This is a genomic window from [Actinomadura] parvosata subsp. kistnae (assembly GCF_900323885.1).
Lineage (GTDB): Bacteria > Actinomycetota > Actinomycetes > Streptosporangiales > Streptosporangiaceae > Nonomuraea > Nonomuraea composti.
The window spans coordinates 4,149,095-4,171,124 of record NZ_OOHJ01000018.1 but is presented as its reverse complement, the minus strand read 5'-3'; the positions used below and the strand labels follow the sequence as shown (position 1 = coordinate 4,171,124).

Below are 22,030 nucleotides of genomic sequence, written 5' to 3'. Positions count from 1 at the left end.
CAGTCTGGTTCCGGACCTTACCGAGGGTTCGTCACGGACGCGAAGGATTTACCCCCTGTGCTTTGATGCGTCCCAGCGTGTGCTGCCGGTCCCGGATGTCCGAGATCAGCACGTGCGCGACCAGCAGCAGCCCCAGGCAGAGGACGTCGGCCGCCCACCAGGGGATCTCGGCCAACAGCAGGTACCCCTGCCCGTCGCTCAGCGACCTGATCACCACCGTGACCACCGCCACCACGAGCGTGACCAGCCCCCAGCTCCACAGCGGCGGCAGGCTGCCCTTGTTCCACAGCCGCACCCGCCAGTTCATGAACACGGCCAGCACGCCCAGCAGCGCGCAGAAGCCGATCAGCCACCATGGCAGGGCGAACGCGGTCTGCTCGGAGATCTGCTCCCGCGTCGTCCGCAGCTCCGCCTCCGCCTCCCGCCTGGCCCGCTCTGCGGCGGCGAGCTGCCGTTCGAGCTGGGCCACGCTCTTCTGCTGCCGCGCGGGCGGCGTGGCGCTCTCGGTCGGCAACATCCGCGTCACCACCGTCAGCATGATGGCCACGAACGACAGCGCGAGCACGATGGCCATGAACAGGTCGATGAACCGCAGGTCGAGCGGCGGCGCGAACGACCGCGGCGGCCTCCTCCTCACTGCTCCCTCACCAGCGTGTACTTCTGCGGCCGGCTCTCGGCGGCGGCCAGCCGGTCCACGGCGGTACGCAGCGCGTCCAGCCCCTTCACCAGCTCCTCGGTCCTGCCCCGCGAGTGCGCCAGCTCCTGCGTGAGGCCCTGCATGTGCGACAGCTCCCTGGTCAGCCCCTGCACCTGCGCCAGCTCGCGGGTGAGCCCCTGCAGCCCGGGCGCGGCCTCCTTGCCGGGCAGCCGCGCCAGGTAGATCAGGAACACCTCGTCGGCCGCACCCACGTTGGCCCGCTCGGCCCGCTCGACCAGAGCCATCGCCCCGAACGCCAGCACGCTCAGGAACAGCGCGATCATGGTGACGCCGAACGCGGAGGCCAGCTCCGGCAGCACGTACTGCTTGAGCGCCGCGATCAGCACACCCGGATCACCCCGCCCGTCCAGCGCGTTCCCGAACGACCCCACCATCGCCGCCATGGTCAGCGCCGTGCCGATGAACCCGAACACCGGCAACGCCCAGATCAGCGCATGATCGAGATGATGCTTGTTGGCCATCTCACTCTCGTCGAGAGCCGAACGGGCGCTCAGCACGGCCTCGCAGTCGCTCCCCGCCTCGGCCGCCTCCTTGAACAGCTTGAGCCGCCGCCCGACCAGCGTGTCCTCACCGGGTTTCACCGACCCGATGTTCGCCACCGCCCGTGCCGTCGCCGCCCGCTCCCGCCGGATGTCCGGCACGGCCCTGACGATCCGCAGCACGGTGGTGATGAACACCGCGATGACCAGCGTCACCACCAGCTCGGCCGCCGCGGGCGCCGTCGCCGCCCCCACCAGCCTCAAGAGCGCGCCCACCGCCCCGGCCACCAGCAACACCCCGGACACCAGCAGCCCCACCAAAGGCGCGAACGCCGAGTGACGCCAGTCGTACCTTGACACGCTTCAACCCCACTTAGGACACATGGATTGTCAAAGCAACACCTAAGCACACGTAGAGCAATCTTTGGTGACAGAGTGGCAGATCTGTTACTCACTGCTGACAAACAGTCGCTCATCGCCGCCCCGGTCCCCCGCAAGAGCGCCGCCCCTCCGCCCCCTACCGCCGCAACCCAGCGGAACTCGGCGGGAGGGCGCGAGGCTCGGGGGGCTCCACGCGAGGCCGCAGGCCGCAGCGTGAGGCGACGACGCCGGGGCGGCTGTCAGCGGGTGAAGTCGAGGGGCCCGTCGTTGAAGAGCTTGAAGGGGCCGTCGAGGATGGCCTGCTCCAGCCCGTTCTCATGCTCCCGGTACATGTCCCCAGAATCAGCCCCGTAGGAGGTGAAGTCGTTCTCGCCGTAGGTGGCGCGAGCGTCCTGCTCGTAGCCGAGCCGCGCCCCCATCCGGTACGCCGCCCGGTTGGCCGCCTCCTCCTCCCGGCTCCGGGCCTCGGTGTACTCGTCCAGGGAGGTGCCGAGCGGGCTGGGGCTCCAGCGGCTCTTGGCGATCTCGACCTGCCGGACGAACTCCCCCGCCAGGGCCTCCGGGGTGGACCAGTCGGCGCCGCCGATGCGGATGACGTTGAGGCCGCGGTCGTAGTCGGAGGCGTAGATGTTCTGCCCGCTCTGGTACAGGGTGGTGATGCCGTGCTCCTTGGCGTACGCGAGCGCCGCCCGCCCCTCGGGCGTCCGGCGGAGCACGTGCTCGGCCTCCTCGCGCGCGCGTGAGTTGTCGTCGAACGGGTCGAGGGCGAGCGTGTCGGCCACCACGAGGGCCGTCTGGAGGCCGGGCACGATGAGGCCGCGGGCCAGCATCCGCTTCGCGAGCCGCAGGGCGGCGACGGCGTTGCCGGCGATGTCGCGTTCGATCTGGGCCAGGGTGACCTGGAGCGCCTTGCGCGTGCCCATGACGCGCATCCGGGTGAAGAGCGCGCCCAGCGCGGGCCCCAGCGCGAAGGCCCGGATGATGGACAGCAGCAGCGCGATGAGGCTGAGGACGACGACGTACTTCCACACGGTGCGCAGCACCACGACGGCGGTCGTCCCGGTGCCGACGAGGGCGTTGGCCAGCGCCCCGTCGCCCATCCGCGCGTCCGTGCTGCTCCAGGCGCTCTCGAAGACGGACAGGTCGCCGGAGTGGTTGCCGGACGCCCGTACCTGGGCGACGGCCGAGGCCGACTCCGTGCGGCCGCCCTGCGTGGCGGCGGCGAGGTCCATCCACGAGCCGGCCCCGTCGAGGCGCCGCGTCTCGTCGGCGCGCGGCCAGGGGGCGTCCGACGCGACCAGCCCGTGGACGGCCCGCAGCCCCGAGGGCAGTTCCCAGCTCACAGCTCCTCCAGACGGGCTCGTACGCGCTCGGCCGTCTCGACGCCGCCCTGCTCGGCGTGGGCGTAGTTCCGCTCCGCCGCCTCGGCCTTCGCGGCGTGGTCGCGCAACGTCGCCGCCGTGGCCGCGAACGCGCCGCGCGCCAGCTCGGTGAGCCCCGCGAACTCGACGTCGAACTCCGCCCCCGGCCGCTCGGGGGCCGCCCCGGCGCCTCCCGCGTCCGCGGCCCGGCCGAGCGCCCCGTTCAGCGCCCGCTCCAGGCCGTCCGCCTGCTCCTTGAGCCGGCTCGCCGACACGGCCCGGCTGCCACGCACGACCCGGATCCCGCCACCGCCCGCGCTGCCGTCGCTCATCGACGCCCTCCCGCCGCGCCCATCACCGCAGGCCGTCCCGCATCAGCCGGTCCAGGCGCGCGGTCAGCTCGCCGGCCGCGACCAGGATCTCGTTCATGTTGCCGCGCGCATCGGCCTCGATGTCCTTCAGCAACGCGGTCAGCTCCGGCGTCTCCTGCCGCAGGGCATCGGGCACGGCCTGCATCGCCCGCTCCTGCGCCGCGGCCCGCGCCCGCCCGAACGCCTCCTTCACCGCCGCGGCCAGCTCCTCGGACGGCAGCCGCATGGCCCTGGGGTCGATGGTCAGCCCCACGAGGTCGCTGGTCCCGTCGACCTCCACCTTGACCAGGCCGTTCGCCGCCGCCGCGACCTCCCGCAGCTCGGCGAACCGGTCCAGGAAGTCGGCCTCGTCGGGGGGTGCCATGGGCTCCTCGCTTTCGGTCATGCTCGATGGCAGGTTTCGGCCAAAGAGATCCAAGCAGAAGGGCATGGCGCCACCCGTGGCCGATCTTGAAAGTTCGCCCACGGTTCACCCCCGGTTCCCGGGGCGAACCGGCCGGTAAACGCGAAAACCGCCCCCGCCTGCCGGAGTCCGGCAGGTCAGAGGCGGTTTGCTCACGTGGAGGTGGCGGGAATCGAACCCGCGTCCTTCAACCCCAAGTCAGGGCTTCTCCGGGCGCAGCCTGCTGTGCTTTTCTCAGCCCCGGCGATCACGCAGGCGAGTCGCCGACGGGCTCAGCCACTGTTTGGTTTCCCGATCTCCCCCGTGGCCGGGTCGATCGGTTGAGCCTTCTGGCGATGCCAGACACCGGGCCGAAGGCACTCCCGGGCTGACAGTGGCTTCGCTACTTAGGCAGCGAGGGCCAGGGAGTCCCTGGCCGCCACAGTGCTCTTAGAATTGGCACTTGTTGTTTGCGGTCACAGGATTAACGAGGTTATGTCCGCAGTCCTCGGCCCGCTTCACCTGGCTTGCAAGGTCAAAGTCGAAGCCAGTCACCCCCTGTGCAGTTGTCAACACGCCCTCGCCGAGATGGGGGCGAGGCTCGCGCATTGATGAATGTACATGGGACAACACCCTCAACGCCAACTTAATTCCGGGTGTCGGGCGGCATGGCGAAACCCCCGGGAGCGTGGCACAGCGGCACGCGCTCCCGGGGGCCGACCGGCAGGGTCGAGCCGGTCCGGACGGCAGGACTTCCCCCGAGATGAAGTCCTGATCTCATCACGGCGACTGGAACCGCAACCCCCCGAGCGGGCCCAGTCATTAGATAAGACGCAGCCGGGACCGCGAATGGTTGCTCAGCGTCGCGACATTTTCACGGAGAGGTGCGAAGGCCCGCGAAGAAGCTGCCGGCGACGGCCGCCGGGTCGTAGTTCTTCGTCAGGACGGCGATCGCGACATCGCCCTGCCAGCCGACGAACCAGCCCTGCTGGTTGCCCGCCGACGCCCTGACGCCGTAGACCCGGCCCTTGCCCGCCTGGGCGGGCGTGCCGGCCGCGCCGGAGCGCATCATGGCCATCAGCGTCGTGCGCACCTTCGGGTCCATCGGCACGGGGGCCGGCTGGACGATCGGCTTCGCCTCGTCGGACGGGTCGGGCGACCTGGGCTCGGTGACCAGCACCGGCGGCCGCCACGTGCCCGAGCCCACCGCCGCGGCCACCAGGGCCATGCTGAGCGGGCTCATCTCGACGTTCTGGCCCGCGATGGCCCTGGCCTTGTCGGCGTCGCTGGACAGCTCGGGCAGCGCGCCGCTGAACGACTTGAGCGGCAGCCGCCACGGCAGCCCCACGCCGAACGCCTTGGCGCTGCGTGCCAGGTCGTCGGCCGTGACCCGGCGGGCCAGCGAGGCCAGCGCGGTCACGCAGCCCTTGGCGAAGTTCTCCTGGAAGGTGGCGGACGTCGTGACGCCCGTGGACTGGCCCGCGTGCACGAACCTGGCCCCGCCGACCGTGCGCTCCTGCGGGCAGGCCAGTTTCTGCTTGGCGCTGACGCCCTTCTTGAGCAGCGCGTCGGCGGCCACGATCGAGAACGCCGTGCCGGCCGGGAACTTGCCGGCCAGCGCGTCGCGCTCCTGGTGCAGGTTCTTGGTGCTGACCGCGAGGATCTCGCCGGTGTCGCGCTGCACGGCGACCAGCGCGCTGGTCTCGGTGTCGGCCACCGCCTGCTCGGCCGCGGCCTGCATGGCCCGGTCGATGGTGGTCTTGACCGAGACGTTCTGGCGGCCGGGCCACGCCTTGAGCTCGGCGACCTGGCGGCCGGTCTTGAGGTCGAGGGTGATGACCTTGGTGGCGGTGGAGCCGGTCAGGTAGTTCTGGTAGGCCTGCTGCAGGCCGTTGCGGCCCACGGAGTCGCCGGCCCGCTGCGGGCCGCCGAGCTTCTGCTCGGTCTCGGGAGTGAGCGCGCTGACGCTGCCGACGATCTGGCGCGGCGCGTCGGGATCGACGGGCTGCTTCTGCGGCTGCACCTCGATGCCGTCGATGGCCGACAGCTTCGCCTGCATCGACTGGTAACGCGAGCGCCCGAACGTGACGAGCTGCACGAACTTGTCGGGCGGCGAGGACCTGACCCGGCTCAGCAGCCGGTCTTGGGCGTAGCCGGTGACCTCGGACAGCTGGGCGACCACCTCTTCGGCCCGGTCGCCGAGCCGGTTGGGGTAGACGCCCGCGACGTAGAGGACGGTGTCGCTCTGCAACGGGTCGTTGTCGCGGTCGACCACCGGCTGGCGCGGCTTGGGCTCGGTGTCGACGGCGAACCGCTGCCCCTCCTCGAGCTGCGGGTGCAGCACCGAGGGCGACCAGCGCACCTTCCACGAGCCGTCGACCAGGTGCAGCGGCAGCACGCTTTCGTACTGCCACAGAGGGTTGTTCTCCCCCAGGTCGACCTCGGCGTGGAAGTCGGCCTTGGACTCGTCGCCGCTCATGCTGATGCTCGTGATCTTGAAGCGGAACGAGGCCGCGTCGAGCTCCAGCTTGGCGTCGGCCAGCGCCTTGCGCACCGTCGCCACGTCGCCGTCGGTGCGGCCGGCGGCCAGGTCGTAGTCCTCGGTCTGCCAGCCCACGAGGAAGTCACGCACCGCGTCGTGCGGTGACGGCTCCTCGAAGCAGCCGGTCAGCGTGGTGCACGCGACCGCCAGGGTGACGGTCGCGGCGAGGGTGCGGCGGGCGCGTCTCATCGGTTGCGGTGTCACACTCTCATCGGTTGCGGTGCCGCAGTGCCCGGGCCATCTCCCGCTTGGCCTGCTGCTCCGCCAGCGACTGCCGCTTGTCCCAGTCTTTCTTGCCCCGGGCCAGGGCGATCTCGACCTTGGCCCGGCCGTCCTTGAAGTAGAGCGTCAGCGGCACGATCGTGAGCCCGCCCTCCTTCGTCTTGGCGGCGAGCTTCTCGATCTCCTTGCGGTGCAGCAGCAGCTTGCGCTTGCGGCGCGCCGCGTGGTTGGTCCACGTGCCCTGGGAGTATTCGGGAATGTGGACGTTGAGCAGCCACGCTTCGCCGCCGTCGATGCTGGCGTAGCCGTCGACGAGCGAGGCGCGGCCTTCGCGTAGCGACTTCACCTCGGTGCCCTGCAGCACGAGACCCGCCTCGAAAGTGTCCTCGACGTGGTAGTCGTGCCGAGCACGTTTGTTCTGGGCGATGACCTTCCGCCCGGTCTCACGTGGCATGCTTCGACTTTACCGGCGACCGGGGCGGTCACGACCCAAGCGCATCCCTACACCCTGAGGTAGCGGCGCAGCGTCACGAACGAGGCCAGGATACAGATCACGACACCGATGATCATAGTGAGCGTGATCGTCTGGGCCAGGTCGTTCCAGCCGAGCCCCGTACCGAAGAAGTTGACGACCTCGTCGAACAGGAACACCTTCGCCAGGATCAGGATGACCGCGGCGAACACCCCGCCCACCAGGCCGGCGATGACGCCCTCCATGACGAACGGGAGCTGGATGTAGAGGTTGGAGGCGCCGACCAGCCGCATGATGCCCGTCTCCCTGCGCCGGTTGAACGCCGACAGCCGCACCGTGTTGCCGATCAGCAGGGCGGCCGCCAGCACCAGCACGACGGCCACCGAGAGCGCCGCGAACGCCAGCGTGTTCAGCAGGTTGAAGAACGGCGAGATGAGCTGCTTCTGGTCCATCACCTGCGCCACGCCGGGCTGGCCCTTCATCGCGTCGATGACGGGCTGGTAGTTGTCGGGGTCCTTCAGGCTGATCCGGAACGACTGGGGCAGATCCTCGACCTTGGTCGCGTCGACGAGGGCCTTGTTCGACGAGAACGACTGCTTGAAGTTCTCGTACGCGGCGGCCTCGTCCTCGAAGATCACTCCCTTGACACCGGGGGTGTTCTGGATGTGCTCCTGGAGCGCCTTGGTCTGCGCGGGCGTGATCGCCTTGCCGTTGCAGGCCGGCATGGCCGTCCCCTTTTTGCAGAGGAAGACCGAGATTTCGACCTTGTCGTTCCAGTAGCCCTTCATCAGCCCGACCTGGCTGTTGATCATCAGACCGACGCCGAGCAGCGCCATGCTGACCGCCACCGTGATGACCACGGCGATCGTCATGGTCAGGTTGCGACGGAGGCCGATCCAGACCTCGGAGAAGATGAAATTCGCCCGCATGTCTTGTCTGCAGCTCCCTGTCAGTACGCCTGGCCGTACACGCCACGCGACTGGTCACGGACGATCTTGCCGTCCTCCAGCTCCACGACACGCTTACGCATGGAGTCGACGATGGCCGCGTCGTGCGTGGCCATGACGACCGTGGTGCCAGTCCTGTTGATGCGGTCGAGCACCTTCATGATGCCGATGCTCGTCGCGGGGTCGATGTTGCCCGTGGGCTCGTCGGCCAGCAGGATCATCGGCCTGTTGACGAACGCGCGGGCCATGGCGACGCGCTGCTGCTCGCCGCCGGACAGCTCGTCGGGCATGCGGTGGGCCTTGCCCTCCAGGCCGACCAGCTCGACGACCTCGGGCACCACCTTGCGGATGAACCGCCGGGGCTTGCCGATGACCTCGAGGGCGAACGCCACGTTCTCGTAGACGTTCTTGTTGGGGAGCAGCCTGAAGTCCTGGAAGACGCAGCCGATGCGGCGGCGCAGGTGCGGCACCTTGAAGTTGGAGAGGCGGGCCAGGTCTTTGCCGGCGACGTGGATCGCGCCGGAGTTGGGCCGCTCCTCCTTCAGGATCAGACGCAGGAACGTCGACTTGCCTGATCCCGAGGGACCGACGAGGAACACGAACTCGCCCTTGTCCACGTCAACGGATACGTGGTCGAGGGCGGGCCGGTTCTGGTTCGCGTAGACCTTGGTGACATTATCGAAATGGATCACGAGAGCATCACGGCATGCCAGTCTAGGGGTCAGGACGGAAGCGAGGGTGGCACATGCCCACTTCCCGCCACCGGCCGATCGGGGGCGTTGACTTTACTGATGATCGACGTTCCGATTGGCCAGACGACAGTCTAGGGGGAAGACTGGCATGGAACGTCCATAACGGAAACAAAACGATTGTGCGGCTAGACTTGGGGCTGTCATGAGTTGTGAACACCTCGTATGCGCGCAGTGCGCTCACCCCGTGGTCGAGGGGCGCTGCCCCCTCTGCCGTGCCAATCGGGAGCGGATGCACCAGCACGGCTTCGCCGGGCTGTCACCCGCCCTCATCGCCCTTCTCCTCGTCGCCCTGCTCCTGCTGAGCCTCGCGGCCCAGCACCTGCTCGGCTCCTGACCCGCCCGGGTCTTACTCGGCCTGGTCTTACTCGGCGCCCGACTCCTGGCGCCGCATCCAGCGGATCTCCGACTCGATGAACTCGTCGAGGTCGCCGTCGAGCACCGCCGACGGGTTTCCCGCCTCGGTGCCCGTGCGCAGGTCCTTCACGATCTGGTACGGGTGCAGCACGTAGTTGCGGATCTGCGTGCCCCACGACGTGGTGGTGGCGCCGCGCAGCTCCGACATCTTCTCGGCCTCCTCCTGCCGCTTGCGCTCCAGCAGCTTGGCCTGAAGGACGTTCATGGCCGTCGCGCGGTTCTGCAGCTGCGAGCGCTCGTTCTGGCAGGAGACCACGATGCCGGTCGGCAGGTGCGTGATGCGCACGGCCGAGTCGGTGGTGTTGACGCCCTGGCCGCCGGGGCCGCTGGAGCGGTAGACGTCGACGCGGATCTCGTCTTCGTTGATGTCGATGTGGTCGGTCTGCTCGACGACCGGCACGATGTCGACGCCGGCGAACGAGGTCTGCCGCCTGCCCTGGTTGTCGAACGGGCTGATGCGGACCAGCCGGTGGGTGCCGTGCTCGCCGCGCAGCGTGCCGTAGGCGTAGGGGGCCTTGATCGTGAACGTGGCCGACTTGATGCCGGCCTCCTCCGCGTAGGAGGTGTCGTAGACCTCGGTGGGGTAGCCCTTGCGCTCGGCGTAGCGCAGGTACATGCGCAGCAACATCTCGGCCCAGTCGGCCGCGTCGACGCCGCCGGCCTGGGAGTTGATCGTGACGAGCGCCTCGCGCGCGTCGTACTCACCCGAGAGCAGCGTGCGGACCTCGAGGGCGCCGATGTCGGACTTCAGCCCCTCCAGCTCCTTGTCGGCCTCGGCGCGCGTGTCGTCGTCGCTCTCCTCCGCCGCCAGCTCGTAGAGGACCGTGAGGTCGTCGAGGCGCCGCGCGACGCCCTCCACGCGGTTGAGCTCGCCCTGGAGGTGGGAGAGCTTGCTGGTGACCTTCTGGGCCTGCTCGGGGTCGTCCCAGAGGTCGGGCGCGGCAACCTGCTGCTCCAGCTCCGCGATCTGCTTGCGCATCGCGTCGAGGTCGAGCACGTCCTGGATGCTGCGGAGCGTGCCCCGGAGCTCGTTGATCTCTTCTGCCGGATCGATGCCTGCCACGTCTCCCTAGGGTACGCGACCCTCGCGGGCCCGAATAACATGGCGAGGTGCGTGCATACGGTCGGCGTGGTCTGCTGGCGCTCGCCGCCGGCCTGCTCGCCGCGGTGACCGCCTGCTCGGGCGATGCCCGGCCGGCCGCCACCACGCCCGCCGCCGCCGTCACCGCGACCCCGTCGCCGTCGCCCGACGAGCCCGAGGTGACGCTGCAGGAGGCGGCCGACGAGTTCACCGCCTTCACCGTCACCGACAACTCCCTCCGGGGCGAAAACTGGACGAGCACCTTCGAGGGCAGGCTGACGCAGGCCAGCGACATCACCACGGGCGGGCAGTGGCCGCTCACCCAGGCCGCCTACGTCTCCACCGGCTCCAAGCCGCCGCGCCGCCAGTGGGGCGCGCCGACGCTCTACGTGCCGAGGTTCGCCCAGGGCGAGCGGGCGCCCTGGTTCAGCGCGCTGGCCACCCGCGACGGGCGGCCGACGCTGCTGACCTTCGCCAAGTCCGACCGCTGGCGGCTCAGCTCCGCGGCCCAGCTCGTGCCGGGGCAGACCCTGCCGAAGATCAAGCTCGACGCCGACGGCTACGCCTCCAGCGTGCCCACCGACGACAAGACCATCACGATCAGCCCGCAGTTCATGGGCCCCGTGCACGCCAGCGTGGCCGAGACGGGCAAGTCGGGCGTCACCGCGGGCCTGCTCGCGCCCGGCCCCTACACGACGGACGTGGCGGAGCAGATCGCCGGCCTGCGGCTCGACGCCAAGGGCGCCGAGCTGAGCTACGACTCCATCTTCAGCGCCGACAACTACCCGGTCTACGCGCTGCGCACCGAGGGCGGCGGCGCCCTGATCCAGTACTCGCTGACGCGCACCAGCACGACCAAGAACATGGCGAACAAGACCTTCAAGATCCCCGTGCCGCCGCAGGCGAGCTGGGCGATCACCGACCCGACCGTGCGCCTCAGCCTCCGGCTCACGGAGGTCCACCAGTACGCCTCCGCCGTCCCGCCCCTCACGGCGCCGGCCGCGGCGCAGGTGGTCGCCCACGACGGGGCGCTCACGCGGGCCTCCGGTGAGTAGCCGCCGTCGTTGACCCACCCGCATTAGTCAACTACGGTTGCTTACATGCCGGACGTTCCCGAGGACCCAGCCGACGCGCTCGCGGCCGTGGTCGCGCTGCGCCGCCTGGCCGACCAGCTGGAGGACGCCGCCGTCGAGCAGGCCATGCGGGCCGGCTGGAGCTGGCCCCAGGTCGCCGAGGCGCTGGGCATCACGCGGCAGGCGGTCCACAAGAAGCACGCCAAACGGCTCATCGCGGCCGGGGTCACGCTGAGGAGGCGCACATGAGCGCGATCGACCACTACCTCGACGCGGTCATCAGGCAGGGCGAGGCCGAGGCGCGCCACGACGGCTCCGCCGCCATCGAGGCCCACCACCTCCTGCTCGGCCTCGCCGCCCAGCAGGACTCCGCGCCCGGCGCGGTCCTGGCGGCGGCCGGGCTCGACCGGGCGGCCATCAGGGCGGCGCTGGACCGCGAGTTCGAGCACAGCCTGAGCACCGTCGGCGTCTCCCCCGCCGCCTTCGCCCTGCCCAGCCCCACCCCCGACCCCGACCGCCGGATCGGCCTGGGCGCCTCGGCCCGCCTCGCCCTCGAACGCGGCTTCTTCCACGCCCCCCGCAAACGCGACCTCCGCCCCGCCCACCTCCTGCTGGGCATCCTGGAGGCCGAACTGGGCACGGTCCCCCGCGCCCTGACCCTGGCCGGCGTGAACCGGGAGGAACTGGCGGAAAGAGCAAAAGAGGCGGCCTCAACGGCCGACTGGTGACAGCCGCACGGCGCCCTGCCGGCGCCGGAGTGCCCGCACGGCGCCATACGAGCACGGAGCGCCCGCACGGCGCCATGCGAGCGCCGGAGCGCCCGCACGATGCCAGCCGGAGCGCCCGCACGATGCCATGCCTGCGCCGGAGGGTCCGCGTGGCGCCAGGCGACCGCCCAGAAGCTCCACGGCTGTTGCTCGGCCACGGAATCCGGCCGGCAGTGCGCGCCGTAACGGCGGCGCGCCACTGACCGGTCAGAGGCCGTTTCCCTGGACAGCCGCCCGCCAAAGACGGCGGGTGGCTGACCACGGCACCGCGTAAAAACAAAAGATCTTTATGCCTCCGTATGGGGGAGATTGCTGGCAGCGACGAGCGTGCGGATGGCGCGGAGGGCGACGGAGAGGGTGGCGAGGTCGAAGTGGTCGCTCTCCCAGATCTCGGACAGCGTCTGGCGCGCCCGCGCCACCGCCGCCGAGTTCGCCTCCGTCCACCGCGCCAGCCGCTCCTCCGGCGGCAACCCTGGCTTGCTGTGGGCGAGCACGTCGCGCGTGAGCGAGGCGTGCGCCGCGTACAGGTCGTCGCGCAGCGCGGAGCGGGCGATCGAGTTCCACCGGTTGTCGCGGGGCAGCGCGATGACGCGCTCCCGCAGCCGGGCGAGCTGCAGCCGGTCGGCCAGGTCGAAGTAGACCTCGGCGACCTCACTGACCGGCCGTCCCGTCAGCGACGCGATCTCCACCAGGTCCAGCGTCGAGTACGCCGGCACCATCCCGGCCACCCGCTCGGCCAGCTCCTGCGGCACCCCGCGCGCCACGTAGGAGTCGCGCCGCTCCTCGTAGGCGGCCAGGTCGGGCCCGGTGACGAGCTTCGGGATGTGGGCGAGCAGCCCGTTGACGCCCTTGACGAAGAAGCTCACGGAGCCGGCCAGGTCGAGCGGCGGGCGCCGGTTGACCAGCAGCCACCGGGTGCCGCGCTCGGCCAGCTTGCGGGCCTCCAGCAGCATGGCGATCTGGGTGCCGGTGTCGACCTGGTTGTCCAGCTCCTCCACGGCCCGGTAGAAGCTGGGCAGGTCGAAGACCTCCCGCGCGACCAGGTACGCCCGCACGATGTCGGGCGTGGAGGCGCCGGTCTCCTCGCCGAAGCGGAACATGAAGGTGGTGCCCGCCGAGTTGACCAGCTCGTTCACCACGCGGGTGGTGATGATCTCGCGCCGCAGCGGGTGCTCGTCCATGTACGTGCGGAACCGCTCGCGCAGCGCCGACGGGAAGTAGGAGACCAGCCACGAGGCGAGGTAGGGGTCGTCGGGCAGGTCGGAGCCGAGCAGCTCGGCGTCGGCGACCAGCTTGGTGTAGGCGAGCAGCACGGAGAACTCGGGCGCGGTCAGCCCGAGCCTGGCCTGGCGCCGCTCGGCCAGCGTCTTGTCCGAGGGCAGGAACTCCAGCTCCCGGTTGACCAGCCCGTCGCGCTCCAGCTTGCGCAGGTAGCGGGCGTGGATGTGGAGCATCTCGACGGCCTGCGTACGGGCGGCGTCGAGGACGACGTTCTGGGCGTAGTTGTCGCGCAGCACGAGGTCGGCCACCTCGTCGGTCATGGAGGTGAAGACCTGGTTGCGCTGCTTGTCGGTCAGCTCGCCGTCGCGGACGACCTGGTCGAGCAGGATCTTGATGTTCACCTCGTGGTCGGAGGTGTCGACCCCGGCGGAGTTGTCGATGAAGTCGGTGTTGACCAGGCCGCCGTTGAGCGCGAACTCGATGCGGGCGAGCTGGGTGAAGCCGAGGTTGCCGCCCTCGCCGACGACCTTGCAGCGCAGGTCGGAGGCGTTGACCCGGAGCACGTCGTTGGCCTTGTCGCCGACGTCGGCGTGGGACTCGGTGGTGGACTTGACGTAGGTGCCGATGCCGCCGTTCCACAGCAGGTCGACGGGTGCCTTGAGGATGGCGCTGATCAGGTCGTTCGGCGCCATGGAGGCGATGCCGGACGGGATGCCGAGCGCCTCGCGCATCTGGGGCGTGATCTGGATGGACTTGGCCGTGCGCGGGAAGACGCCGCCGCCCGCGGAGATCAGCTTGGCGTCGTAGTCCTCCCACGAGCTGCGCGGCAGCTCGAACAGCCGCTGCCGCTCGGCGAAGGAGCGGGCCGCGTCGGGGCTGGGGTCCACGAAGATGTGCCGGTGGTCGAACGCGGCGACCAGCCGGATGTGCTCCGACAGGAGCATGCCGTTACCGAAGACGTCGCCCGACATGTCGCCGATGCCGGCCACGGTGAAGTCGGTCGTCTGGACGTCCACGCCCATGGTGCGGAAGTGGTAGCGGACGGACTCCCAGGCGCCGCGCGCGGTGATGCCCATGGCCTTGTGGTCGTAGCCGATGGAGCCGCCGGAGGCGAAGGCGTCGCCGAGCCAGAAGCCATACTCCTTGGCCACGCTGTTGGCGATGTCGGAGAAGGTCGCGGTGCCCTTGTCGGCGGCGACGACGAGGTAGGTGTCGTCGCCGTCGTGCCGGACGACGTCGGGCGGCGGCACGACCTTGCCGTCCACGAGGTTGTCGGTGATGTCGAGCAGCCCGGAGATGAACATGCGGTAGCAGGCCACGCCTTCGGCGAGCAGCTCCTCCCGCGAACCGGACTTGGGCGGACGCTTAACGACAAATCCACCCTTAGACCCAGTCGGCACAATAACGGTATTTTTCACCATCTGCGCCTTGACCAGACCGAGAATCTCCGTGCGGAAGTCCTCCATCCGGTCCGACCACCGCAGCCCGCCGCGCGCCACTTTCCCGAAGCGGAGATGAACGCCCTCGACCCGGGGCGAATACACGAATATCTCGAACTTCGGCCGCGGCAGCGGCAGCACGCTGATGGCCTGCGGGTCGAATTTGAGAGAAATGTACGGTTTGCGCTCTCCATCCACCGTCTGGAAGTAGTTGGTGCGCAATGTCGCCTGGATCATCTCCAGGTACGCCCGCAGGATGCGGTCCTCGTCCAGCGAGGCCACCTCGTCCAGCGAGCGCAGGATCTCCTCGTTGAGCGCCTCGACGAGGTCCACCCGCACGTCCTCGCCCCGCCGCGGGTCGAGCTTGGCCTCGAACAGGCGCACCAGCAGCCGCGCCACCCGCACGTTGTCGCGCAGCACCCGCTCCATGTACGGCTGCGAGAACGTGCTCCCGGCCTGCCGCAGGTACTTGGCGTAGACCCGCAGGATCTCCACCTGCTCCCAGGTGAGCCCGCCGCGCAGGATCAGCGCGTTGAAGTCGTCGTCCTGCACCCGCCCCTTCCACAGGGCGGCCAGGCCGTCCTGGAAGAGCCGCTTGAAGTCGTTCCTGTCGACCTCCTCCGACGGCGTGTAGCGCAGGCCGAAGTCGTAGATCCAGGCGTTCTTGGTGCTGGGGTCGTTGTCGCGGTCGATCTCGTACGGCCGCTCGTCCACGACCTCGACCCCGAGCCGCTGGATCAGCGGCAGCGCCTGGGACAGCGAGATGGGCGAGCCGACCTTGTAGATCTTCAGGCGCCGCTCCCCCTCGGTGGCGTCGTACGGCTCGTAGAGGTTGATGTCGACCTGCTCGCCGTCGCCCGCCTCGACGAGCTGCTCCAGCCGCCGCAGGTCCACCACGGCCACCTTGGGCGGGAAGTCGGCTTTGTACCCCTCGGGGAAGGCGGAGGCGTAGCGCCGGATGAGCGTGGGGGCCTCCTCCTCGGAGGTCATCTCGGTCAGCGCGGCGGCCAGGTCGTCCTCCCAGGAGCGGGTCAGGGCGGCCAGGCGCGCCTCCAGCTCCTCCACGTCCACGCTGGGCGGCGGCAGCGGCTTGCCGCGCTCGCCCCTGACGACCACGTGCAGCCGGGCCAGCACCGACTCGCCGATCATCGCGCTGTAGTCGAGCGACCTGCCGCCGAGCGCCTTGAGCAGCACCTCCTGCATCTTCAGCCGCACCTTGGTGGTGTAGCGGTCGCGCGGCAGGTAGATGAGGCAGGAGATGTAGCGGCCGTAGTCGTCGCGCCGCAGGAACAGCTTGACCTGCTTGCGCTCGCGCAGCCGCAGCACGCCCATCGCGATCGGCAGGAGCTGGTCGACCGAGGTCTGGAACAGCTCGTCGCGCGGGAACGTCTCCAGGATCTCGATGAGGTCCTTGCCGTCGTGGCTGTCGGGCGCCAGCCCGGCCTCGCCGAGCACGCCGGCCAGCTTGCGCCGCAGCACGGGGATGCGGGAGATCGACTCGTTGTAGGCGACGTGGGTGAACAGGCCGAGGAAGCGCCGCTCCCCGATCACCTCGCCCTCCGGCGAGAACAGCTTGACCCCGATGTAGTCGAGGTAGGTGGCCCGGTGCACGGTGGCCCTGGAGTTGGCCTTCGTGATGATCATGAGCTGCTTCTCGCGCGCCTTGGCCCGCACCTCTGCGGGCAGCGCCGCGAAGCTGCCCGAGCCCACCTTGTCGTCGCGCAGGATGCCCAGCGCGGCCCCGGGCAGCGCGCGCAGCGTCTCGCCCTCGTCGGTGTCCTCCAGGCGGTACTCGCGGTAGCCGAGGAAGGTGAAGTGCCCGTCGGCGAGCCAGCGCAGCAGGTCGATGCTGTCCTCGACCTCGGCCGGCTCCAGCGGCGGCGGGTTCATGCTCAGGTCCTCGGCCGTCTGCACGGCCAGCGCCCGCATCTTCCTGAAGTCCTCGACCGCGTGGCGCACGTCGGTGAGCACCCGCTGCAGGTCGGCCTCGATCTCCTTGAGCGCGGCGGGATCGGACTGGCGGTCGATCTCGATGTGGATCCACGACTCCACCAGCATCTGGCCGGTGACGTCCTCCTGGCCGCGGCCGAGCATCCGGCCCGTCATGTCGCGGCGCACCCGCATCTGCGGGTGGACCACCAGGTGCACGCCGAGGTCGTGCCGGTCGAGCTCCATCGTCACCGAGTCGACCAGGAACGGCATGTCGTCGGTGACCACCTCGACCACGGAGTGACCGGGGTCCCAGCCGTTCTCGTCGAGGGTGGGGGTGTAGGCCCGGACCACGGCCCTGCCCTGGGGGCGGACCTCGGCGAGCTGTCTCTGCGACATCGCGGGGCCGTACACGTCAACGGGGTTGCGGTCGAGCAGGTCCTCAGGGGCGACATGCCGGTAGTAGAACCGCAGGAAGGACAGTGCCTCCTCGGGGCTCACATGCTCACTGCCCACCGCGCAACTCTCGGCGGCTCGCTGGAGCAGCTCGTCCTTGGCCTCGTCGAGCGGCATCGTGCTCTCACTCCTTTGTGAGGGTTCGCCAACGTGTTCACAGCCAGGCCCTAAGTTCCCACAGCAGTGGGAAGTAGTGCAGGCGGGTCCTACCGCGCAGGTAGGGGGCACCGGTCGAGCCGCCTGTGCCCGACTTGGTGCCGATCTGGCGTTCGACCATCTGAACGTGACGCATCCGCCACAGCGCGGCGGTCTCGTCGTGCGTCAGCAGGTCTTCGGCCAGTTGCCACAGGTCGTCGTAGGACCCGCGGTTTCTCGCCACGGCCAGCAGCGAGGACATGATCTCCTTGTCGGAGACCGGCAGGCCACGCCGGGAGAGGGCTGTCAGATAAGCATCCCACAGCGTCGGCTCGGCGAGTCTGCGGCGCAGCCGGGCCAGCTCCTCCTCCGAGATGTGCCGGAACGAGCCGAGATAGCGCTCGTCCCGCAGCCCGGACAGGAACTCCAGCTCGCGGAACTGCACCGACTGGAACCCGCTCGCGGGCGCCAGATTGGCGCGGAAGGCCATGAAGTCCTGGGGCGTCATGGTCTCCAGGACCTCGACCTGCTCGATCAGCACCCGCTCGACCGCGTGCACCCGCCTGAACAGGTGCCTGGCCTGCCACAGCTCACCTGCGAACATGGCCTCGCGCGCGCCCTCCAGCTCGTGGAGCAGCAGCTTGAACCACAGCTCGTAGACCTGGTGGATGGTGATGAAGAGCAGCTCGTCGGGAGCCTGCGACTGCGGCCGCTGCTGAGCGAGGAGCTCGGGCAGGCGAAGGTAGCCGCCGTAGGACAGCAGACCGCCTTCCTCGCCGAACTGCCGGCGCGGGGGACCGGGCGCATCACCGTCGATGCCCACCGAACACCTCCCCCTGATCGCCCGGCCACGCGGAGCCGGGCGTGACGCCTTGCCCTATCGATACCACCCGAAAAGGGGATGGACGTCAACGTGACATCGACATAGGGGGGTCGTCACCGGAGGTCGAGGAGGGGTCGTTCTTGAGCTCGTCGAGCTGCTCCGGCAGCTCGGCCAGCTCGATGAGCTCCGCCTGGCACTGCTCACACGTGTCGAGGTGGCGTTCGAACGCCTCGTGCTCCTCCTCATCGAGGACGCCGAGGACGTAGGCGGCCACCCCGTCATGCATCAGCCGGCTACCCCCTTGTCCCGCAGCAGCTCGCGGAGAGCCCGGATCCCGTAGTAGAGCCGGGACTTCACCGTGCCCGGCGGGATCCCCAGAATCTCCGCCGCTTCACTTATCGTACGGTCTCGAAGGTAGGTCTGCTCAATGACTTCGCGGTGTTCTTCAGACAGGGACCGCAGCGCGTCCGCGACGACCATCGCCGATAAGGCGCGCTCCGATCCATCGGGCACCGACATCATGTCGACTTCGGGCGGCTCGACCTCCTGCGGCCGGACGCTCTTCCGCCGACGACCATCAATGACTATGCGGCGGGCCACTGTCAGCAGCCACGCCCAGATGAGGCTCGGTTCCCATTGCAGTCTTGCCGAGTTACGCCAAGCTCTGACGATCGTCTCCTGCACGACGTCTTCAGCCCACTGAAGGTCGTTACCTGTTGATTTGCGTACGTGGCGCAGCAGAGGGCCGCCGAACTCCTGGTAAAGCACCGCGATGCGATGCTCCGCCTCGGCATCCGCACTCTCGAACCTGCCGTCGAGGTGACCTAGCACGGGGCACATCTTTACACCTTCGTTATCCAAGCGGTAGCCACTCCGATAACTCCAGTCATTTCTAACTATTCCCGGCCATGCGTGAACCTGGCCCGGTACTGCCGCGTACCTCCGACCATGCACAGGCTTTTGCGCGGCGAGTTGTTCATGCTCGGCGGCTTCGTTCTGGCCGCCGCCGTGACGATCGCGCTGGTCATGCCGCCGGCGATCGATCCCGCGGCCGCCCAGTGGACGCAGACCTCGTCGGGGCCGCTCACGGCCGCCGACCGCGATCTGCTGATCAAGGTGCGTCAGGCGGGCCTCTGGGAGATGCCCGCCGGCGAGTACGCCCAGACCCGCGCCGAGTCCCAGCGTGTCAAGGAAGTCGGCAAGCTGATCATGGAAGAGCACAAGGATCTCGACCTGATCACCCGCCAGACCGCGAAGAAGCTCGGCGTGGCGCTGCCCGACGAGCCCAACGCCGACCAGCAGAGCTGGATGGCCCAGCTCGCGGCCGAGAGCGGGCCCGCCTTCGACAAGGACTTCGCGAACCTGTTGCGTGCCGCGCACGGCAAGGTCTTCACCGTCGTGGCGGGCGTACGGGCCGGGACGCGCAACTCCGAGATCAGGAAGTTCGCCCAGGAAGGCATCAACTACGTGATGCGCCACATGAGTTACCTGGAGTCCACCGGTCTGGTCGACCACAACCAGTTGCCCGAGCCGCCGGCGCCCTCACCCGCTCCACCCGTCGCACTGGCGGTCGAAAAGAGGAGACAGACATCATGAGATCCAGACGCATGGCCGCGGCCGTGACCACCATGGCGGTGGTCGCGGGTGGCCTGGTGTCGGCGGCCGTCATCGGCGTCGGCCCGGTTCTGGCCGACCACTGCGATCCGGCGGAGGCCGGTCAGTCACCTCAGGCGAGCCAGACCCAGCAGCAGAACCGCAACCGGAACCAGGGCCGGCAGCAGGACCAGCAGAACGATCAGCAGGGGCAGCAGGAGGACCAGGGGCAGCAGCAGGACCAAGGCCAGCAACAGGGCCAGCAGAACGACCAGCAGAACGACCAGCAGGGCCAGCAGCAGGATCAGGGGCAGCAGGACGACCAGCAGGCCCCCCAGGGCGGCGGCGTCGCGCTGCTCGACCCCGCGCAGTCCCCCGACTCCCCCGACTCGGCCGACTCAGGCAACGGCGACCAGGCGGACGACCCCCAGGCCACGCCGGAGGAGACCGCGAACACGTTCTCGCGCCGGCGCGGCGGCAACGGCGGGAACGGTGGCAACGGCGGCCAGTCCACCCGCTCGCCCAGCCCGAGCCCCAGCCAGTCCCAGAGCCCCGGCGGCAACGGCGGCGGGCCGTCGCAGAGCGCGTCGCCCACCGCCTCGCCCTCGCCCACCGGTACGGGCGCCGGCGAGGAGGAGTGCGCCGACCTGGGCCCGTTCCCCGAGGACTTCGTGGACATCCGCCAGGTCGCGCCGGTGAACGACAACGCGCGCACCGGCCGGAACGGCTCGCGCGGCACGTTCGTCTCCCAGTGCGGCACCAACCGTAACGGCCACAACAACCCGGACAACTTCATCGTCGCCCCGGGCGTGAGCAACGGCGCGCACCACCTGCACGACTACGTGGGCAACGTGTCGACGGACGCGTTCTCCACCGACGAGAGCCTGGCGGCGGCGGGCACGACCTGCCGGTTGAACGACAGGTCCACGTACTTCTGGCCCGTGCTCAGGGACCGCAAGGTGGACCAGAACGTCGACGACCCGGACGGGAACGTGGGTCAGGTGCTGCGGGCCCGCTCGGTGACGCTGCAGTTCCGCGGGAACGCCGCCTCCCGGGTGGTCGCGATGCCGAGGTTCCTGCGGATCATCACCGGTGACGCCAAGGCGGCCACGAACGGCGCGGCCAACGCCAAGGCCGGCTGGAGCTGCTCGGGATTCCAAAATCGCATAAGTCCCGACAAATACACGCTTTGCCCGCGCGGCAGCCAGGTCCTCCGTATTCTGGACTTCCCCAGCTGCTGGGACGGTCAGAACACCGACAGCGCCAATCACCGCACGCACGTGGTCTTCCCCGGCCAGGGTGGTGCCTGCCCCCAGGGCACCAGGGCGATTCCGCAGCTACGCATGACACTCGCGTACACCGTGCCGCAGGGTCCCTCGTACGCCGTGGACGCCTTCCCGGAACAGAAGCACAACCCCGTCACCGACCACGGTGACTTCGCCAACGTGATGCCCGACCGGCTGATGCAGTTCGTCGTCTCATGCATCAACCGCGGACGCCGTTGCTGACCTGACCGTTCGCCCCTCAAAAGGCAACGCAGCTCTCCGAGTCGCACCCTCACCCGACCTTGGAGGGAAATAGATGCTCCACAGACGACACCCCAGGCACGCCCCCACCTTGCTGGACACCAGGAACGTCCGGCTGGGGGCCAGCGCCTCCGTCGCCGCCGTCGTGCTGTCAGTGTTCGCGCTGACCAGGACGGAACGCGGGATCGCGCTGCTCGGCCGAGGGGTCGGCTTCCTCGAGTTCTACGCGGGCGTGTTCGCCCTGGTGCTGCTGACCGCGACCGTCGCGCTCGGCCTGCTCACCACCGAACGTGTCTTCCTGTCACCGGCCAACCGGGTCAGGGCACAGCTCGCCCACAAGGCCACCGCGCTCATCGGGCTGGCGTACCTGATCACGCACATCACCCTCATGATCAGTCTCGGGCACGTGCCGGCGGGGGCCGCGGTCGTGCCGATCGCCGGCGTCTACGTGGGGCTCGGCACCCTGGCCTTCGACCTGATGGTCGTGGCCGTGGTGACGGGAATGCTCAGGGGGCGGTTCGCGACGCGGACCAGGCCGTGGATGTGGCGGATCCTCCACTCCGCCGCGTACCTGGCCTGGCCGGTCGGCATCATGCACGGACTGACAGCCGGCCGCCCGCCGGCCGGCTGGGTGGCCTGGTCGTACGTGGCCAGCATGGCGGCGGTCGGCGGCGCGCTGGTCGTCCGGGTGCTGGCGACGCTGCGGCGGCCGCCGATCGTACCCGAACAGGTCGTCGGGCCGGCGGTGACCGCTCCCGTCACCGTGGGCGTGCCCGCGGAACGCCCGCAGAAGGTCACGCAGAAGGCTCCGGTCGCGGCCGGGGCGGCAGCCGTCAAGGCGCCCGTGAGCCTCGCCGAGGCCCGCCGCAGATACCGGGAGGCAGGATGACCACCGTCCTGCCCGCACGTCCCAAGGAGCGACTGTGATTCCGGCCAGAGTGCCACG

The 22,030-nt window shown here is 69.5% G+C and carries 20 protein-coding genes and 1 other RNA gene; 6 read left to right on the top strand and 15 right to left on the bottom strand.

The window, feature by feature from the left end; genetic code table 11:
- Window positions 1-31: 31 nt before the first annotated feature.
- The 11 genes from KIS93_RS39820 to prfB all read right to left on the bottom strand — a co-directional run bounded on the left by KIS93_RS39820 (window position 32) and on the right by prfB (window position 10,104).
- Entirely contained in the window at window positions 32-637 is a 606-nt protein-coding gene (locus KIS93_RS39820) for a hypothetical protein (RefSeq protein WP_080042808.1), read from the bottom strand.
- Window positions 634-1,557, bottom strand: coding sequence for a hypothetical protein (locus tag KIS93_RS39815; RefSeq protein WP_155128532.1), 924 nt, complete (start codon window positions 1,555-1,557; stop codon window positions 634-636). Before KIS93_RS39815 ends, KIS93_RS39820 begins: the two co-directional genes overlap by 4 nt.
- 260 nt (window positions 1,558-1,817) lie before the next feature.
- The gene (locus tag KIS93_RS39810) at window positions 1,818-2,921 is read right to left on the bottom strand and encodes a hypothetical protein (RefSeq protein WP_080042810.1); all 1,104 of its coding nucleotides are present in this window, start codon (window positions 2,919-2,921) and stop codon (window positions 1,818-1,820) included.
- Window positions 2,918-3,271, bottom strand: coding sequence for a hypothetical protein (locus tag KIS93_RS39805; protein ID WP_080042811.1), 354 nt, complete (start codon window positions 3,269-3,271; stop codon window positions 2,918-2,920). The genes KIS93_RS39810 and KIS93_RS39805 overlap by 4 nt, the downstream gene beginning before the upstream one ends.
- A gap of 22 nt (window positions 3,272-3,293) precedes the next feature.
- Window positions 3,294-3,674 carry a YbaB/EbfC family nucleoid-associated protein gene (locus KIS93_RS39800; RefSeq protein WP_186404662.1) on the bottom strand — a complete coding sequence of 127 codons (381 nt, stop codon included), beginning with the start codon at window positions 3,672-3,674 and terminating at the stop codon, window positions 3,294-3,296.
- Window positions 3,675-3,867: 193 nt separating this feature from the next.
- Window positions 3,868-4,251, bottom strand: a transfer-messenger RNA (tmRNA) gene (gene ssrA / locus KIS93_RS39795).
- Between the two features lie 315 nt (window positions 4,252-4,566).
- Window positions 4,567-6,423, bottom strand: a complete 1,857-nt coding sequence (locus tag KIS93_RS39790) for a penicillin-binding transpeptidase domain-containing protein (protein ID WP_080042813.1) — start codon at window positions 6,421-6,423, stop codon at window positions 4,567-4,569.
- Between the two features lie 19 nt (window positions 6,424-6,442).
- Window positions 6,443-6,910 carry an SsrA-binding protein SmpB gene (gene smpB / locus KIS93_RS39785; RefSeq protein WP_080042814.1) on the bottom strand — a complete coding sequence of 156 codons (468 nt, stop codon included), beginning with the start codon at window positions 6,908-6,910 and terminating at the stop codon, window positions 6,443-6,445.
- Between the two features lie 47 nt (window positions 6,911-6,957).
- A complete protein-coding gene (gene ftsX / locus KIS93_RS39780; protein ID WP_080042815.1) occupies window positions 6,958-7,857 on the bottom strand; it encodes a permease-like cell division protein FtsX in 900 nt (299 codons plus the stop codon).
- 20 nt (window positions 7,858-7,877) lie between these two features.
- The gene (gene ftsE, locus KIS93_RS39775; RefSeq protein ID WP_043620538.1) at window positions 7,878-8,567 is read right to left on the bottom strand and encodes a cell division ATP-binding protein FtsE; all 690 of its coding nucleotides are present in this window, start codon (window positions 8,565-8,567) and stop codon (window positions 7,878-7,880) included.
- A gap of 421 nt (window positions 8,568-8,988) precedes the next feature.
- Complete coding sequence (gene prfB / locus KIS93_RS39765) at window positions 8,989-10,104, bottom strand: peptide chain release factor 2 (RefSeq protein ID WP_080042817.1); 1,116 nt, start codon at window positions 10,102-10,104, stop codon at window positions 8,989-8,991.
- 47 nt (window positions 10,105-10,151) lie between these two features.
- Between prfB and KIS93_RS39760 the strand changes: the two genes are divergently transcribed.
- Genes KIS93_RS39760 through KIS93_RS39750 form a run of 3 tightly spaced genes read left to right on the top strand, consistent with a single transcriptional unit; the run spans window position 10,152 to window position 11,923 of the window.
- Complete coding sequence (locus tag KIS93_RS39760) at window positions 10,152-11,177, top strand: DUF8094 domain-containing protein (protein ID WP_080042818.1); 1,026 nt, start codon at window positions 10,152-10,154, stop codon at window positions 11,175-11,177.
- 45 nt (window positions 11,178-11,222) lie between these two features.
- Window positions 11,223-11,444: a helix-turn-helix domain-containing protein gene (locus tag KIS93_RS39755; RefSeq protein WP_080042819.1), complete on the top strand. Its 222-nt coding sequence runs from the start codon at window positions 11,223-11,225 to the stop codon at window positions 11,442-11,444.
- On the top strand, window positions 11,441-11,923 hold the full coding sequence (locus KIS93_RS39750) for a Clp protease N-terminal domain-containing protein (protein ID WP_080042820.1): 483 nt from the start codon (window positions 11,441-11,443) through the stop codon (window positions 11,921-11,923). Before KIS93_RS39755 ends, KIS93_RS39750 begins: the two co-directional genes overlap by 4 nt.
- A gap of 326 nt (window positions 11,924-12,249) precedes the next feature.
- On the opposite strand, the gene KIS93_RS39745 is transcribed toward KIS93_RS39750, so the two are convergent.
- From KIS93_RS39745 to KIS93_RS39730, 4 genes are all read right to left on the bottom strand, one after another.
- The gene (locus tag KIS93_RS39745) at window positions 12,250-17,124 is read right to left on the bottom strand and encodes an NAD-glutamate dehydrogenase (protein ID WP_080042821.1); all 4,875 of its coding nucleotides are present in this window, start codon (window positions 17,122-17,124) and stop codon (window positions 12,250-12,252) included.
- Window positions 17,125-17,161: 37 nt separating this feature from the next.
- Entirely contained in the window at window positions 17,162-17,965 is an 804-nt protein-coding gene (locus KIS93_RS39740) for a tryptophan 2,3-dioxygenase (RefSeq protein ID WP_222107727.1), read from the bottom strand.
- A gap of 85 nt (window positions 17,966-18,050) precedes the next feature.
- The gene (locus KIS93_RS39735; RefSeq protein ID WP_080042822.1) at window positions 18,051-18,251 is read right to left on the bottom strand and encodes an anti-sigma factor family protein; all 201 of its coding nucleotides are present in this window, start codon (window positions 18,249-18,251) and stop codon (window positions 18,051-18,053) included.
- Window positions 18,251-18,805: a sigma-70 family RNA polymerase sigma factor gene (locus KIS93_RS39730; protein WP_206067967.1), complete on the bottom strand. Its 555-nt coding sequence runs from the start codon at window positions 18,803-18,805 to the stop codon at window positions 18,251-18,253. The genes KIS93_RS39735 and KIS93_RS39730 overlap by 1 nt, the downstream gene beginning before the upstream one ends.
- A 108-nt stretch (window positions 18,806-18,913) precedes the next feature.
- Between KIS93_RS39730 and KIS93_RS39725 the strand changes: the two genes are divergently transcribed.
- The 3 genes from KIS93_RS39725 to KIS93_RS39715 all read left to right on the top strand — a co-directional run bounded on the left by KIS93_RS39725 (window position 18,914) and on the right by KIS93_RS39715 (window position 21,973).
- Window positions 18,914-19,561, top strand: coding sequence for a DUF4142 domain-containing protein (locus tag KIS93_RS39725; RefSeq protein WP_080042823.1), 648 nt, complete (start codon window positions 18,914-18,916; stop codon window positions 19,559-19,561).
- Window positions 19,558-21,066, top strand: coding sequence for a DUF1996 domain-containing protein (locus KIS93_RS39720; RefSeq protein WP_230465574.1), 1,509 nt, complete (start codon window positions 19,558-19,560; stop codon window positions 21,064-21,066). The genes KIS93_RS39725 and KIS93_RS39720 overlap by 4 nt, the downstream gene beginning before the upstream one ends.
- Before the next feature lie 73 nt (window positions 21,067-21,139).
- On the top strand, window positions 21,140-21,973 hold the full coding sequence (locus KIS93_RS39715) for a hypothetical protein (RefSeq protein ID WP_155128535.1): 834 nt from the start codon (window positions 21,140-21,142) through the stop codon (window positions 21,971-21,973).
- Window positions 21,974-22,030 lie beyond the last annotated feature (57 nt).